General features: G+C 60.5%; 11 protein-coding genes. 6 read left to right on the top strand and 5 right to left on the bottom strand.

Going from position 1 to position 16,306, the window contains the following annotated elements:
* The first annotated feature begins 3 nt into the window (after window positions 1-3).
* Both D1227_RS16875 and D1227_RS16880 read left to right on the top strand, forming a co-directional pair.
* A complete protein-coding gene (locus D1227_RS16875) occupies window positions 4-957 on the top strand; it encodes an ornithine cyclodeaminase family protein (protein ID WP_119375101.1) in 954 nt (317 codons plus the stop codon).
* Window positions 954-2,546 carry a S10 family peptidase gene (locus D1227_RS16880; protein WP_119405523.1) on the top strand — a complete coding sequence of 531 codons (1,593 nt, stop codon included), beginning with the start codon at window positions 954-956 and terminating at the stop codon, window positions 2,544-2,546. The genes D1227_RS16875 and D1227_RS16880 overlap by 4 nt, the downstream gene beginning before the upstream one ends.
* On the opposite strand, the gene D1227_RS16885 is transcribed toward D1227_RS16880, so the two are convergent.
* Window positions 2,543-3,805: an aminotransferase class V-fold PLP-dependent enzyme gene (locus tag D1227_RS16885; RefSeq protein WP_119375273.1), complete on the bottom strand. Its 1,263-nt coding sequence runs from the start codon at window positions 3,803-3,805 to the stop codon at window positions 2,543-2,545. The two genes, D1227_RS16880 and D1227_RS16885, sit on opposite strands and share 4 nt — an antisense overlap.
* Before the next feature lie 214 nt (window positions 3,806-4,019).
* On the opposite strand from D1227_RS16885, the gene D1227_RS16890 reads away from it, so the two are divergent.
* A complete protein-coding gene (locus D1227_RS16890) occupies window positions 4,020-5,522 on the top strand; it encodes a S10 family serine carboxypeptidase-like protein (RefSeq protein ID WP_158586706.1) in 1,503 nt (500 codons plus the stop codon).
* On the top strand, window positions 5,519-8,092 hold the full coding sequence (locus D1227_RS16895; RefSeq protein ID WP_233349682.1) for a Rid family hydrolase: 2,574 nt from the start codon (window positions 5,519-5,521) through the stop codon (window positions 8,090-8,092). The genes D1227_RS16890 and D1227_RS16895 overlap by 4 nt, the downstream gene beginning before the upstream one ends.
* Here D1227_RS16895 and D1227_RS16900 read toward each other — a convergent pair.
* The 4 genes from D1227_RS16900 to D1227_RS16915 form a co-directional block, all read right to left on the bottom strand.
* A complete protein-coding gene (locus tag D1227_RS16900) occupies window positions 8,089-8,571 on the bottom strand; it encodes an Lrp/AsnC family transcriptional regulator (protein WP_119375104.1) in 483 nt (160 codons plus the stop codon). The two genes, D1227_RS16895 and D1227_RS16900, sit on opposite strands and share 4 nt — an antisense overlap.
* A gap of 119 nt (window positions 8,572-8,690) precedes the next feature.
* Window positions 8,691-10,169 carry a PepSY-associated TM helix domain-containing protein gene (locus D1227_RS16905; protein WP_119405525.1) on the bottom strand — a complete coding sequence of 493 codons (1,479 nt, stop codon included), beginning with the start codon at window positions 10,167-10,169 and terminating at the stop codon, window positions 8,691-8,693.
* Between the two features lie 12 nt (window positions 10,170-10,181).
* Window positions 10,182-10,757, bottom strand: a complete 576-nt coding sequence (locus D1227_RS16910; protein ID WP_119405526.1) for a hypothetical protein — start codon at window positions 10,755-10,757, stop codon at window positions 10,182-10,184.
* 16 nt (window positions 10,758-10,773) lie between these two features.
* On the bottom strand, window positions 10,774-12,939 hold the full coding sequence (locus D1227_RS16915) for a TonB-dependent siderophore receptor (RefSeq protein WP_119405527.1): 2,166 nt from the start codon (window positions 12,937-12,939) through the stop codon (window positions 10,774-10,776).
* Window positions 12,940-13,213: 274 nt separating this feature from the next.
* On the opposite strand from D1227_RS16915, the gene D1227_RS16920 reads away from it, so the two are divergent.
* Both D1227_RS16920 and D1227_RS16925 read left to right on the top strand, forming a co-directional pair.
* A complete protein-coding gene (locus D1227_RS16920) occupies window positions 13,214-13,945 on the top strand; it encodes an ABC transporter ATP-binding protein (protein WP_119375108.1) in 732 nt (243 codons plus the stop codon).
* Window positions 13,942-16,305 carry an ABC transporter permease gene (locus D1227_RS16925; RefSeq protein WP_233349681.1) on the top strand — a complete coding sequence of 788 codons (2,364 nt, stop codon included), beginning with the start codon at window positions 13,942-13,944 and terminating at the stop codon, window positions 16,303-16,305. The genes D1227_RS16920 and D1227_RS16925 overlap by 4 nt, the downstream gene beginning before the upstream one ends.
* Window position 16,306 lies beyond the last annotated feature (1 nt).

A 16,306-nucleotide genomic window follows, 5' to 3' on the forward strand; every position in this document is an offset into this window, starting at 1 on the left:
CCGATGTTGCTGATTGATGCCGCCTACGTGCATGACCTGCTGACCTACCGTGATTGCATTCCGGTCATGGCAGACGCCATGCAGATGCTGTCCTCGGGAACGACCGAGCAGATGCTGCGTAATATCCTGCCACTCGATCATGGACGCATGTTCGGCATCATGGCTGGAACCATGGGGCCCGGCGGGGCGTGGGGGGCAAAGCTCGTCAGCGTCACCCCGGAACGCGCAGACCCTTCGATCCCGTCCCATCAGGGCGTCGTCATCCTGTTTGACCCGGCCAGCGGCGCCCCCGCTTGCCAGGTCGAAGCCGGTGCAGTGACGGCTATTCGGACAGCCAGCGCCAGTGCCATGGCGACAGATCGGCTTGCCCGGGCGGACGCCGGCGTTGCCGCGATTATCGGGACCGGTGAGCAGGCCTGGCATCACGCACTGGCGATGCGTGAGGTCCGGGAGATTTCGGAAATGCGTGTCTGGGGACGAAGCACGCAGAATGCTCGCGCCCTGGCGGATCGCCTGTCACAGGAAACAGATTGCCCGATCGTTGTGAGCGAGACCGTCCAGCAGGCCGTCGATGGGGCCGATATGATCTCCACCGTGACGGCTGCGCGCGAACCCGTTCTTCTTGCGGACTGGGTACAGCCGGGTGCGCATATCAATCTTGTTGGCTCTAGTTTTGATGGCCCTCGCGAAATCGACAATGCGCTGATTGCGAGGAGCCGTTTATTCGCCGATTCAAGCGCGTCGGTTCGTGCCCAAGGCGCCGAGTTCCGGCATGCCTTGAAGAGTGGTGCGATCAGCGATGCTCACCTGCTCGGCGAAATTGGCGAAGTGCTGTCGGGAAAGATCGACGGACGGGTCGGCGCTGATGACATTACGATCTACAATTCGCTGGGCCATGTCATTCAGGACATCGCGGCAGCAGCACTCATATTCCAGAAGGCGAGGGCAGGGGCATGACATCTGTATTCAATCGTATCGGGGCCCTGTTGCTTGCTGTTGGATGGGTCGCCGTCGCGGGCTGTGCGAATGCCCAGCCATACGACCTCGCAACATCTTCCCCGCTAGAGCAGGCTGACGCGCCAGCGAAGAGTGAAGTGGGCGCAGGCAAGGGCAGCCCAGACGCTCCATACAGGAAAGTGACCCGGCATTCGCTCGATGTGAACGGACAGTCCATCACGTATGAGGCCATCGCCGGGGAGACGCTTCTCCGGGATATGACGGGCGCGGCGACCGCACGCATTTTTTCCTTTACCTACAAACGCACCGATGTGGACGAGACCGACCGCCCGGTCCTTTTTGTTTTCAATGGTGGGCCCGGTTCCGCCTCGCTGTGGATCCATATGGGGGCAATCGGCCCAAAGCAGGTTGTCCTCGACAACGAGGTAAACCCTTCCAACGTCCCGCCTTTCGGGCTGAAGGACAACACGGCCAGCGTCCTCGATGTTGCAGATCTTGTCTTTATCGATCCGGTTGGTACCGGCTTCAGCCGGCCGGCCGAGGGCGTAAACCCAAGGCGATTCTGGGGCGTCGATGAGGACGCCGAATCCATCGCACAATTCATCGAGCTCTGGCTCAGTGAACACGGTCGCTGGAATTCGCCGAAATATGTGCTTGGTGAAAGCTACGGCTCGATCCGTGCAGCGGTGCTGCCGCGCTTCCTGATGGGCAGCCCGATTTATAATGGCGTCATGCGCGGGATTACATTGGACGGCGTCGTCCTGCTCGGCACCACGCTCGGCGTGCGGCCTGGGAGCGGTGGGCAGGATGGCACAGGCAGTGTGGCAGAACAGCAGGCGCGGGTCTTGCCGGGCATTGTCGCGACGGCTGCTTTCCACGGCCGCTCAGCGCTCGAGGGCGATGCCGCGGATGTATTCAGCCAGGCCGCGGCCTATGCCGATGGTCCTTACAGGGCCGCCTTGCAAAAGCTGCAGGTTGGCACGCTCGATGCGGCAGAGCGCCAATCCGTTTTGGCAGAGCTGACCAGGATGACAGGACTATCGGCGGACCAGATCGGCGATGACCTCCATGTCGACGAGCGTGAATTTGCAAAGCTGTTACTCGCCGGCGCAGGCCTCGAAATTGGTATGTATGACAGCCGATACACGCTGCCATCGGCTCAGTCGGGGAATGACCCTGTAGCCGATGATCCGGCAATGACCCGCTATGTCCCGGGCTTTGTGGCGGCGTTCAACCAGATGCTGCGTGACGATTTGGACGTGCGCCTCGCCCGGCCCTATCTGGCGATTTACTGGAAGGACCTCCTGCAGAGCTGGAACTGGCAACGCCGGGCTATCCCGCCAGACCAGAGCTACGCTGAAGACATCGCAATCGCCATGCGGCGGAATCCGGACCTGCGTGTCTTTGTAGCCTCAGGCTATTATGACCTGGTCACAACGCCCGCCGATGCCCGTGCGCAGCTTGAGGCCGCTAACCTCCCGGCGGAGCGCGTACGTTATGAGGATTACGCTTCAGGACACATGCTGTATCTCGGCGGCACGGCGGATGCCTTCGCTGACGACCTCCGGGAATTCCTGACCAGCCCCTAGGCGGTTCCGACGGCGGCGAGGAAAGCTTCGATGTCGTCCAGCGTGTTGAACACCGACACCGTTGGACGAAAGCGGTGGCGCGAAACAGTTGTCACGATTCCCCGCTCCTGCATCTTGGGCCGAAGCTTTGAATAGGCGTTTTCACAGACGGCCGTCACAATCGGTGTCCGTGTGCTATCCGGGGTCAGAAGCGCGAACCCTTGCGATTTCAGGCCCTCTTTCAGGCGTGATGTCAGCGATTGGGCGTGCGCCTGGATCTTGTCCACGCCGAGGTCGAGTATGTAGTCGAGCGAGGCGTTGAGCTGAGCGATGACGGTGTGCGAATGCGTGCCTAGCGCGAACCAGCCCGACGCGTCGTCTGCAAAGCCGTATTCGACAAGTGTCTCACCGGGCGCATCGAACGGATACATGTGTGTCGCGAACTGGCTGATGCCATAATAGCCGTAATTCGTGCGAACCAGCCGGCCCATGACGCCTTTCCGGACATAGAGGAAGCCCAGCCCGAAATCGCCCATCAGCCATTTGTAGCTGGCGCATGCTGCGAAATCGACGCCGCTGCCATGCAGGTCGACGGGGACGCAGCCGGCAGCGTGGATGATGTCCGCATAAACCAGCGCGCCGCGCGCATGGGCAAGGTCACAGACCGCTTTCAGGTCATGCTCGAAGCCATTGATGGTCGAGACGAGCGACAGCGAGACGAGCTTCGTGCCTGGCGTGATGGCGCGGTCCATGTCCTCCATGGAAATGTGGCCATCCTTCGCCTCGACCCACGCGACCTCGCAGCCCTGGCGTTCCAGCTCGCCATAAAGCGGGAAGGAGCCAAAGAAGTGCAGCGTGTCAGTGACAACTTTCGCGCCTTTTTCCGGCAGACCGAGCGAGCGCACGATCATCTGTTCACCAGCGGTCGTGCTCTGCACCCAGGTGATTTCCTCCGGATCTGCATTGACCAGCTTCGCGAACTTCTCGATCGCGGCATCCTCGCCAAGCTCGTAACCGTCATCGGGCTGATGCGTCTGGCGGTGGCGTAGATATGCGTCGATCGAAGCGCGGGCATGCTTGCTGAAAGGATGTTGCGAACCCGCATTGAGATAGACCGTATCGCCCAGTGAGAAGCTGGACGTATCAGGCAAGGAGGCAGGCGCAACGGGCGCAGGGGCCGTGGTGGAGGCCGCGTCCGTCTGGCTGGTTGCCGTGCAAGCGCCCGAACCGGCGACAGCGGCAGCGGTGAGGGTCAGGGCATCGCGGCGGGTCAGCTTCATGCGGGTCTCCTCCAGTAGGTCTTCATTCAAGCCTAGTCTCTGCCGGCGGCCAATCATCGGCGAAGTTTCGGCTTTCTTCGGGACTGACGAATTGTTTTTTCGCAGAAGCGCAGGCCATTGCATGATTTTGCCCGGCTATATGAAGCTCCATGATTAATCGGCATAGGAATCTGCTCACAATCAGCAGACACTCTGGGGCATGAAGATACGCTGGATGACCGCGCCCGTTCGATCGCTCGCCGCCCTCTCACTGGTTGTCGTTTCAGCCTGTGCGACGGCGCGCCCGGGCCAGGCTGAAACCAGCGAGCCACCGGCCATTACCCATGTGGAGAATGCCGGCAACTATGCGGTGCAGGACCGGTTCGGCGAGGATCCGGTGTCCTATGGCGTTCATTGGGATAGCCTAGCCCTAGAGGCAGATGAGGCTGGAAACGAGACGACGATTTCCGGAACGGCCTATATCCGGTCGTGCGACTGCGAACCAAACATGCGACCGGTCATGTTCTTGTTTAATGGTGGGCCAGGGGCGTCCTCCTCGCCGCTTCACTTTGCGCTTGGCCCGAGCCGGCGGAACCGCCAGGGAGAAGAGACGACATTTGCCGACAATCAGGACACGCTATTGCGGGTCGCTGACCTTGTGTTCGTTGATCCAGTGGAGACCGGCTTCAGTCGTTCAGCTTCGCCCGATGGCGAGAGCCGCTTCCTGGGCGTCGAAGGTGACGTCGAGGCCGTCGCTGCCTTCATCGATCACTGGCTTGAGGCTCATGACAGGTCGGGTGCGCCAGTCTTCATCACAGGGCAGAGCTATGGCGGCTACAGGCTCGCCAATATGGTGCCGCGGCTGGGTGAGCTGGATGTTCGAGGTCTGGTCATGGTGTCGCCCGCTCTGGATATGGGGGGAAGTAACGGAGATGCCGGTCATGTCTTCGCATTGCCGACCATGGCGGCGACGGCGTGGCGGTTCGGCAAGTCATCCATTGATGCCGAGACCGAGCCAGAAGCATGGGAAAATGCCCGCGTCTTCGCTGAGAGCGACTATCTCGTCGCCCTGCAGCGCGGCGACTTTTTGGAAGAGGCCGACAAGCTGACAATCGCAGAGAAGGTGGCCGGCATGACAGGGCTGCCGACGGCGCTGGTGTTGGAGGCGGATCTACGAGTTGGCACTCAAGACTTCCTGGAAAACGTGCTGGCCGACGAGAACCAGCTGGTCAGCCGGCTGAATACGGCCGTAACCCAGGAAAAGCGTCCACCCGCCAATCCTGACCGTCCGGACGGCGCAAATGATCCATCGCTTGGCCTTGGGCGGTCAAACAAGATCATTTCGGACGACATTGGTGCCTATCTGGAGCGGCTGACCGGTCTCACCCGGGACGATGGATACCGGTCCCTGAACCTTGATGCGAATTTTGCATGGGACTGGCGCCGGTCCGGCAAGCGGCCGGTCTTTAGCTTCGATGCGACACCCTCGCTGGCTCAGTTTCTTGAGCAGAATGAGGACGCCAGACTGCTGGTGTTCGGTGGGTATCGCGATCTCGCAGTCACCATCCTGGAGACCCAATACGCACTATCGCATGCCGGCTTGCCCCAGGACCGAGTCAAGTTCGAGAAGATGGTGTCGGGCCACTCGCCCTTTGATGAGGAGGCGCTGCGAGCGCCGTTTGCGGAGGCGATCCATGATTTCATCGTCACCGCGCAGGACCAGGAAGAAGATCAATGATGCATCGACTGATTTCCGCGCTCGCATTCACGCTGTTTGCCAGCAGTTCGTTGGCAGGTGCGGCCAGCGCGCAGGACTATGCCTACACGCTCATTCAGAACGACGAGAATGTCGGCTATCTCCGCGTCGAGAAGGACGGAGCCTCCGAAACCGTGACCTACCATGTCGATAGCAATGGCCGCGGTCCCAAGCACACAGAATCGATCACGCTGAATGATGCGCAGCTGCCAGTGAGCTGGACAGTCGAAGGCACATCGCTGATGGGCGCCGGTGTCAACGAGAACTTCGCGCTCAAGGACGGCGTTGCCGTGTGGAGCAGCCAGGCCGATAGCGGCCGCGAAAGCGTGTCTGAACCGACCCTCTATGCCATCAATGATGGCAGCCCTTGGGCGGATTACGTCTATGCCCGGGCGTTGCTGCAGGACGAGGATGGCACATTGCCTGTCCTGCCTTCTGGATCGATATCCCTTGAAAAGATCGATGATGTCTCGATCGATCATGAAGGTGAGACCATCGGCCTGACGCTTTACCGCCTGTCGGGGATCGATCTCGGCGCTTCGCTGATCGCGCTGGATGAGGACGGCATTTTTTTCACCAACTTCTCGATGATCCGCGATGGCTATGTCGACCTCCTGCCGCGGTTGCAGTCGATATCGCGGAAAAAGCGTGACGAACGGCTGAGCCGACTTGCCAGAGATCTGCGCCATACATTCGATCAGCCGTTTGCCATTGCCAATGTCAGGGTTCTCGATCCGATCGATGGCGATCTTGGCGAGCCGGTCATGGTCACCGTCGACGGCAACCGGATCGCATCCATCGAGCCATGGTCGGCCGATGCGGTGGTTCAAACTGGCATGAGCGTGTTCGATGGAGAGGGCGGCACGCTGATGCCCGGACTCTGGGACATGCACTCCCATGCCTCGTCCACTTCAGGCCTCTACTATCTCGCTGCCGGGGTGACCTCCACGCGCGATATGGGCAATGATAATGAGTTCCTGGCCGATCTGCTGGCCAAGCAGGAAACAGGCGCTTTGATCGGCCCGCGCATTACCCCAGCCGGGTTCATCGAGGGCCGCAGCCCATACTCGGCGCGCCATGGCATCATCGTCGCGAGCGAGGAAGAAGCGGTCGATGCGGTGAACTGGTATGCCGACCGGCACTATCCCTTCATCAAGATCTACAACTCGATGACGCCCGCCTGGGTGCCTGCTATGGCAACGGCTGCGAAGGCGCGGGGTATGCGCGTTATTGGGCACGTCCCAGCCTTCACCAACGCCGATTCCATGATCAAGGCTGGCTACTCGGAAATCACCCATATCAACCAGTTGATGCTCGGTTGGCTGCTGCAGCCTGGAGAAGATACGCGCACACCGCTGAGGCTGACAGGTATGGCACGCGGGGCTGGTCTCGATCTCCGTGCAGAGAAAGTTGAGGCGACGATCGCGCTCATGCAGGAAAACTCCGTCGGCGTTGACCCGACAGCGGTCATCCTAGAACGCCTGATGATGAGCCGCGCAGGGCAGGTTCAGGAGGGCGACGCCGCTTATCTCGACCATATGCCTGTGGGCTATCAACGCTACCGTAAGCGGACATTCGTGACGCTTGAGGATGATGCAGCCGATGCGGCTTATGTCGAGGGCTTCCAGAGGGTTCTGGACACATTGAAGCTGCTGCACGAGTCCGGCATCCGCATTCTGCCGGGCACCGATGATAAAACGGGTTTCACGGTTCATCGGGAGTTGGAGCTCTATGAGAAAGCCGGCATCCCGACAGGGGACGTGCTGCGGATTGGTCTCTGGGGGCCTGCGGAGTATCTCGGTTATGGTGAAGAACTGGGGACAATCGAACCCGGCAAGCTGGCCGACTTCGCCCTCGTACCCGGTAACCCTCTGGAGAACCTTTCGGCCATCCGCAATCCGCGAATGGTCGTCAAGAATGGCGACGCCTACTTCCCGTCCGAAATCTATGAGGCGCTGAGCATCAAGCCGTTTTCAGAACGACCTCAGTTCATCACATCTGATCGCCTGAGCGCAGAGGAAGTCCAGTCCGTCAGGTATGACGGCGAGCGCGATTACATCAAACACTTTCCCATGCAGGCCGACGGCCTTCCGGTTGATCCGGCCACATTGCCATTTTCAGCAGCGGTCCGTGTCGGTGATATCATCTATTTCTCGGGACAGATCGGGCGTGGCGGGGAAACCTTTGAGGATGATGCGCGGCAGGTCATGGAGACAATCAAGGCACTCGCAGAACGCACCGGCACGGATATGTCCAGTATCTTCAAATGCACGGTGATGATTGACGACATGTCCAAGTGGCCGGCCTTCAACGAGGTCTACAAGACCTATTTCGAACCGGGGAAGATGCCTGCGCGCAGCGCTTTTGGCGCCGATGGACTGGCGCTCGGCGCGCCAATAGAGGTCGAGTGCATGGCTTATGCGCCCCAGGTTGCGTCTTCTGCGCTGACAGCGCCGAAAAGTGGCGGTGGCTGGCTGGTCTGGCTGCTGGGTGGGCTTGTCTTACTGCTGGCGGGTGCGCTCGGTTTCGTGATTGGCCGCCAGCGCGCCTAAAGCGCCATGCTGCCGCGCACGGGGATTGCCGTCGTGGACTTGATCTCACCCAGTGTCGCTGTCGAATTCACGTTCTCGACGCCCGGCAGGTTAAGCAGGAAATCCATCAGGAATTCCTGGTACCACTTCATCGACTTGGCCTGGATTTTCATCAGCAGGTCCATCTCACCGAAGATCGAGTAGCATTCGAGAATTTCGGGCGTGTTCTGGATTTTGCGGCTGAAGGTCTCGCGGTCCTTTTCGGACAGTTTAGCGACCTTCACATAGGCGAAGATATGCAGGCCATAGCCGAGTTTCTCGCGGTCAAGAATGGCTACCTGCGCTTTGATATAGCCCTCATCCTTCAACCGTTGCAGGCGGCGCCAGCAGGGCGATTGTGACAGGCCGACAATTTCGGCCAGCTCCACGGTTGATATGGAACAGTCTTTCTGGAGCTGTTCCAGAATCTTGATGTCGAAAATCGAAAGCTCTTCACTCATGCGAATAGCTTATCCAGTTTTTTGGAAATTCCAAGCACGTTTTCGCGCAATGTCGGTTGTGGTTGGGTTCTTTTATTTTGTATGAGGTGGGGCGAGCGTTAGCCCAATTGGTTGCGTTCTTATTCGGCAGCACTGGCTTCGAGGCGGGTTTTGCCGGAACCCGGTGTGAGGGATCTGGCGAAGAGTCCGATGGCGAAAAGGACGAAAATTGTCGAGGTTATCCAAGTATAGGGGTTGCCGTAATTTTCAGCATGAATGGCAGCATGAAGGGCGACATTCGCAAGAAGCGCGATCCAAAGCAGCATACGCAGGATTTGACCGACACGAATGTGGTCGGCAAGCAGCCCACCGCCTACTGCCAGGACAAGGCCTCCGCCCCAGAACAGCACCGGCAGCCAGGTGCCGCTGATCCCCATCAGACTGGCCATCAGCGTAAGGGTGAAGAGGGCAGGCGTGCCCCAGACGAGCGCCGACCAGGCGGAGAATAACCGCGGCATGGCGGCGCCGCGTTCGGCCCACTTCAGGAAGTAGATATTCATTCCCGCTGCAATGATAATGCAGAGCGCAGTGCCGAACAGGGCGTAGGCGAGCTTCACTGCGAGGCCGCCAAAATCACCGAAGTGTAGGCGATAGACGGAAGAGGCGATTTGCTGGCCCGCCTCACCGTCGGACGCGCCCTCATGCCCCATGAGATTGCCACTGGCGTCGAAATTGTAGGTTTCGCCATAGATCAGCCGGTCATGGTGTTCGCCGTAGATGGAGACGTGCTGGCCTGCCGTGCCGGGGTCGTGCAGGACAACCAGGAACGGGTCGGCATCAGGCGCAACTTCGGGCATGGCGGCCAGCGCGGCGCCGATATCGGCCAGGCCGGCCGGGGATGCATCGGGGGGCGGTTCTTCGCCAAAGATGGCTTCTACGAGTGGCCGGGTGTTGCCGTCGAAATTCGTCTGCGCAAGCACCAGGACGATGACACTGAACAGGCCAATCATCGCGCCTGTCGCGGCCACGCCGATGGTAAAAGGGGATGTCCAGACGCTGAGCCGGTTATGCAGGTCTGCCTGGACAATTCTGGCCTGCCCCTTGCGGCGCAGCCGAAACGCATCTCGGAAGATGCGGGGATGAGCGAGGAAGCCGGAAATGGCCATCGCGACCAGCATTACGCCAAGAATGGCTACGACGATCATGCCGAAGCTTGTGGGCAAGTTCAGGTAATAGTGAAGGTGTATCAGGAAGTCGTTCCACGGTGTCTCGTAGTTGCCGGTCAGGGCGCCTTCCGTATTCGCCGTTGCGAGGCCATCATCCCCTCCCGCCACGAAGCGGGGCCAGTTGTCGCGCGGTAGGTAGAGGTAAATGTGCGACGTGTCCGGCTGTGTGGCGATGACCCGTTCGGCGCTGGCTTGTGCTGCTTCGGGTGTTACTGCCAGCACGGGCGCGGTCGGGCGCTCCCACCAGCCAATCTCATCCTCGAACACTGCAACCGTTCCGCTCAGGCAGACGATGAACATCACGGCGCTGACCAAAAGTCCCATGACCGAGTGAGCAGAGAGAGAGCGATCCACAAGCCGTTTGTTGGCTTTTGGCCAGATGGAAGAAGCCATGGCGTTTATTCCTCAGATGAAGGCGAAGGTCGCAGTCGCGATGAGGGCGAGGCCGGCATAGGCTGATCGGCGCCCGGTGCGTGGCTCGATGAGCAGCGAAACCGACAAGACAGCCCAGAGCAGGACCGCAGCCAGGATCGCTATCACGCCTGCGGTTGCCGGGCTGCCATTTTCGGGACGGATGATGCGGAACAGGACAGACGATCCAAAAAGAGCGATCGCACCAGCGACCGGTCCTGTAAGGATAAACGTCCATATCCCCGACAGGCTGGCACGTACGGGGCGCCGAATGGGCCCGGCTTCCCCGGCTGGGCGGCGCCGTCGAACGCCCATTGGTGGTGCGATTCCGCCTAGTAGGGGTGCGGTGAGGAATATAGTCACCCCGGCCATCGCGATGACGATGACCTGAGCGGCACCGCGGTCGCCATTGGCAAGACAGGCCATTACCAAGCCGCCGGAAAGCAGCGCCCATCCAGCACCTATCACCCAAGGGCGACCGGGCCGTTTCCAGGCAAAAAAGAGCAAGGCGAGACCGGCGAGACTCGCCATTCCCGCGCCCGTCATCATGGACCAGTCCGCTGTCGTCATGTCGCCCCCGCCCGGATTAGAACTTGTAACGGAGGTTGGCGACCACGGTCCGGCGCAAGCCGGGGAAGCAGTCGCCGCGCGTCAGGCAGCCAGTGAGGTATTCCTCATCGGTGACGTTGCGCGCGTTGACAGCGAGATCCCACTGATCCCATTCATAGCCGACCATCAGGTCACCAAGCGTGTAGTCCGGCGTGACATATCGGACGGTGCCGTTTTCCGAGACGGTTTCGCCGACATAGCGGATGCCCGCGCCAGCCTTGAAACCTTCCAGCGGACCATCTGGTCGCCAGGTCGTCCAGAAGGAGGCCTGGGTTTCCGGAATAGCGGCCAGCTTGAAGCCGTTCGGATCTTCGGCATCAATCGTTGAAGCTGCGGCCTGGACGAATATCTCGTCTAACTGCAGGCGGCCTTCGACCTCGAAACCTTTAAGGGTGGAGATGCCTTGTTGCTGCGAGGCGTTGCCGGGCAGGCCGTTCGGGTTGGGAAGGTTCGAAATCTCGATGTCGTAATACGCCGCCGTGATCAGGCCGGGGATACCGCGCGGTTCGTATTTGAAGCCGACTTCATACTGTCGGGCTTCCTGTGGATCGAACTGGTTGCCCTGATTATCCGTGCCGACCACAGTCTCGAAGGATTCCGAGTAGCTCACATAAGGGGCGAGGCCGTTGTCGAAGCGATAGAGCGCCCCGACACTGGTGGAAATTGCATCGTCGTCCTGGGTGGATGCGCCATTGTCATTCTCGACCCGGTCCGCGCGCACGCCAGCCGTGAAACGCCATTTGCCGACAGAGATCTGATCGGAGACGTAGATGCCCGTGTCCTGCACCTTTTCCGCCGGCGTATCGTTCAGGAGGGCGTCGAACACGCTCTGGTCAGGATAGTTGCCATAGACCGGATTTTTCAGGTCCAGCACATAGCGGAAATCGCCAGCCAGCGCACCGCCGCCATAGATGCGGGCCGTGTCGCTGTCGGTCTCCACATCCTGGTACTGAATTCCGGCAAGGATATCGTGCTCAAGAACCCCTGTGGTGAAGCTGCCGCGCAGGCGGATGTCGCCGGCGAGCTGGTCGAAGGTGTTGTCGCCTTGATAGAAGGTACGCGGTACGGTCGTGTCAGTGAAGGTCAGGCCCTGCGCGTCGGCTGCGGCCTGCAGCGCCGGATTGGCCGCAAGAATGTCATTGAGGTACCGGCTCTGTCCGGCGCCGGTAAAGGTTGGCCAGGCCTGGTGATAGTCAGCCTCACCAGAGCGCCACAGCGCGGTGCCTTCGATCGTGAGAGTGTCATTGATCCGGTGTTCGCCGAGCAGTGTCAGCTGCTGGGACTCGGTGTCATAGCGGTTAAAGCCAGGCTCGCCAGCGTACACTTCGTAGTCCAGATTGGACCCGTCATTGAGCGGAAAGAGCGTTCCTTCGACCGGTATGAACTGGGCCGCCGCATCGCTTTCTGTGTCCTGCACCAGGCCGATCAGCGTGAACCTGGTGTCCGGTGTCGGCAGCCATGAGAGCGACGGCATGAGCACGGTTGTTGTCTCATCGACTGGATCAACCTGCGTACCTGTATCGCGATACAGGCCGACCATCCGGAAGAGCAGCTTTCCGTCCGTCCCGGCGACGGGACCAGTCACGTCGCCGGCGACCTGGTAACGGTCAAAATTGCCGATCTCGGCCTGCAGCTCGCCGCCAAAGGTTTCGCGCGGTGTTTTCGAGACATAGTTCACGATACCGCCAGGCGAGCCTTGCCCATAAAGCACAGAGGCGGGTCCCTTCAGCACTTCGACCTGTTCGATCGTGTAGGTGTCGGCACGTGTTGAATTGTAGCTGCCGAACAGTTCCTGGATGGAATCGCGGTAGCGAGGCAGTTCAAGTCCGCGGGATTGCGGAAAGTCGCCGCGCGTCGAGAAGCCGTACGGCTCGGCTGTCACGCCCGACACGTAGGTCAGCACCTGCGAAAGGCTCAGCGCGCCCTTGTCGATAAACATCTCCGCGGTCTCGACCGATAGGGAGCGCGCTGTCTCGACAATGGGCGTGTCGCTCTTTGTCGCGCCGAAGGACGTGATGCCGGTGACGACGACCGTTTCCTGCCGGCTTTCCGTCTCAGGCGAGGCGCCAGAGTCCTGCGCTGCTGCGATTGTCGTTGCGCTTGCGGAAATCATGAGTGTTGCGATCAGCCGGCTGACGGTCATGGAGGCCCCGTATTCCTAAATGTACATGAGAATGAATTGCAGATGAGCCGCGCCTAAGGGCTTTGAACTTGCGAGTCAATCGCATTCGCAAAATTTATCACGGCCGGTGCGTCTCTTTCCTTGGAGCTTGCTGGCATGGCCCAATGCGCTGCATCTGCTTCACATCCGGCATTCTCCCTATTGTGGTGTTGTCATGAAGGCGTGCTTTGTTGACGCTTGCGGCTGCATGTTTCTTGCAGCCTCATGTCGATTGAATTCCGGCCGGGACGGAGGAATGAAAACAAGCGACGATCCCAAGACGAGCGGTACGACGTTCGACGTGAAGCAGCTGACCCGCGTCTATGGCGAGGGTCCGGCAGCCGTGCACGCGTTGCGCGGCGTCGATCTGCAAATTCCAAAGGGTGATCTGGTCGTCTTGCTCGGGGCGTCCGGTTCGGGCAAGTCCACCTTGCTCAACATCCTTGGCGGGCTCGACCGCGCGACTGATGGCCAGGCCCACTTCTTCGACAAGGATCTGACGGCGATGTCGGATGCGCAGCTGACGCGCTACCGGCGACACCATGTCGGCTTCGTCTTCCAGTTCTATAATCTGATGCCGAGCCTCACAGCTCACGAGAATGTCGACCTCGTCACCGAGATTTCCGACAATCCCATGCCCGCCGATGAGGCGCTTGATCTGGTTGGCCTGTCTCACCGCCAGGACCATTTCCCCGCCGAGATGTCAGGCGGCGAACAGCAGCGTGTCGCGATTGCGCGGGCGATCGCCAAGCGCCCCACCGTCCTTTTCTGCGACGAGCCCACCGGCGCGCTGGATTCAACAACAGGCCGCCAGGTTCTGAGGGTGATCCAGGATGTGAATGCCAATCTCGGGACCACGGTCATGATCGTAACCCATGCCGCGGCCACGGCAGCGATGGCGCACCGGGTCATCCACATGGCTGACGGCGCTGTCCGGGAAGTCATCGAGAACGAGACGCGCTTGTCGGCCGAGGAGATCGAGTGGTGAGCCCGCTCGACCGCAAGCTGCTCCGCGACCTTTGGCGGATGAAACTGCAATCCTTCGCGATCGCGCTTGTGATTGCCGTCGGGGTGCTGCTGCTTGTTATGATGGATGGCCTGGTCAATTCGCTCGCCCAGACGCGCGATGCCTATTATGACCGCTACCGGCTGGCAGAGGTGTTCGCCCCGGTGAAGCGGGCACCCGATCATCTGCTCGACCGCATTGCCGCCATTCCCGGCGTCTCGGCTGTAGAGGGCAGGGTGGTTGGCGGGGCCCTGGTCGATGTCGAGGGCCAGACCGTGCAGGTGCGGGCAAGGGCCGTGTCCCTGCCGGAATTTCGTGAGCCCCGCCTCAATGCAGTCTATCTCGCAGAAGGCCGCCGGCTCGACCCTCGGCGGCTGGACGAGATCCTCCTGCTGCAGGGATTTGCTGATGCACACGGACTGGAGCCCGGCGACAGCCTGACGGCGACAATGAATGGTGCGCGACACACCTTTCGTATCGCCGGTCTCGCGCAGGCCCCCGAGTTCCTGTATTCGACTGCGCCTGGTGAACTCGCGCCGGATGACTCCCGCTTCGCCGTTCTATGGATGAATGAGGAAGCGCTCGCCGCCGCCTTTGACCTTGATGGCGCGTTCAACGAAGCGCTCGTCTCGCTGGACAGGGGCGCAAGCGAGCCGGCGGTCATTGATGCACTGGACCGGCTCCTCGACCCTTATGGCGTTACCGGGGCCTACGGTCTGGAAGACCAGATCTCGAACCGGTTCATCCATGAGGAAATCAGCGGCCTGCGCGCCTCTTCGCGCTCCGTGCCCCCCGTTTTCATGGGGGTGGCGGCCTTCCTGCTTTACATCGTCATCTCCCGGATGATCGAGTCCGAGCGTACCCAGATCGGCTTGCTCAAGGCGTTCGGCTATACGAGCGCTGAGATCGGCGCGCACTATCTGAAATTCATCCTGGTGATCTCTGTGGGCGGCGTGCTGCTTGGCTGCGGCCTCGGGGTGATGTCTGGACATGCGCTGTCTGGGCTTTACCAGCAGTATTACAAGTTTCCTTTCCTGATCTTCCGGGTCGATCCATCGGCTTTCATCACGGCGATCGTCGTTAGCGTTGCCTCGGCTTCGGCCGGCGGCTTCATTGTGCTTCGGCGGATATTTGCGCTCGCCCCGGCAGCCGCGATGCGTCCGCCAGCCCCGGCGGACTTCTCAAGTTCCGCCCGACTCGTCGCGGCGTTGCGCCGTTTCCTCGACCAGCCAAGCCGGATGATCGTCCGGCGGATTGCGCGCCAGCCCATGCGGTCCTTTGCGGCCTCCATCGGCATAGCCGTGGGCATGGGCCTGTCGGTTGCGATGCTCGGTGTACTGGGCGGGTTCGACAAGGCCGTCGAGCTGAACTTCAACGTCATCGACCGCAGCGATGCAAATGTATCCTTCGTGGAGCCGCTGGGCGAAAAGACCATCTACGAGCTGAAGCGCCTTGATGGAATTATCGAGGTCGAACCGTTTCGAAGCGTACCTGTCGTCCTGCGCAACGGCGTCAAATCACATCGTGGCGCACTCGACGGCTTGACTGAGGACGCCGAGCTCAACCGGGCGATGCGCGACGAGACCCATCAGGTCTATGCCCGCAAGGATGGGATCGTCCTGTCGAAACCGCTGGCGGCAAAACTTGATATCGGGCCGGGTGAGCTTGTCACGGTCGATGTGCGCGAAGGGCGCCGGCCGGTTCTCACCCTTCCTGTCGTGGCGGTCTCGCAGAGCCTGCTGGGTGCGCCTGCCTATTTTGAGCTGTCCGCCCTGAATGAAAGCCTCGAAGAGCCGGGGCGCGTGTCCGGTGCCTGGCTGAGGATCGACCCGGCAAAGCAGCAGGATGTGTATGAAGCGCTCAAGAACATGCCGGCCGTCGCAGGCGTCTCCTTGAAGGATGAAGCACGCGACGCCTTGCAGCGCATGATGGATGAGGGCGCCGGCGCGACGCGCTATTACATGGCGATCATCGCGGCCATCATCACCTTCGGCATTGTCTACAATTCCGCCCGTATCGCCTTTGCCGAGCGTGCGCATGACCTGGCCAGCTTGCGGGTCCTTGGATTCACAAAATCCGAAGCGTCCTATGTCCTGCTTGGTGAGCTGGGGCTGATTACGCTGGCCGCTTTGCCCATGGGTGCGTTTATCGGCACGGGGCTTGCTGGTGCGATTGCCGCGGGATTTTCAACCGATCTTTACACGATCCCGGCACAAGTAGGGTTCAGCAATGTCGGGAGCGGAGCCCTTGCAGTGCTGATTGCGGCGCTGATCGCTGGCTGGCTGGTGAAGCGCGATGTTGACCGGCTTGAACTTGTTTCCGCGTTGAAGTCGAGAGAGTAGG

The sequence above is a fragment of the Henriciella mobilis genome (genome assembly GCF_003576315.1).
Classification (GTDB): Bacteria; Pseudomonadota; Alphaproteobacteria; order Caulobacterales; family Hyphomonadaceae; genus Henriciella; species Henriciella mobilis.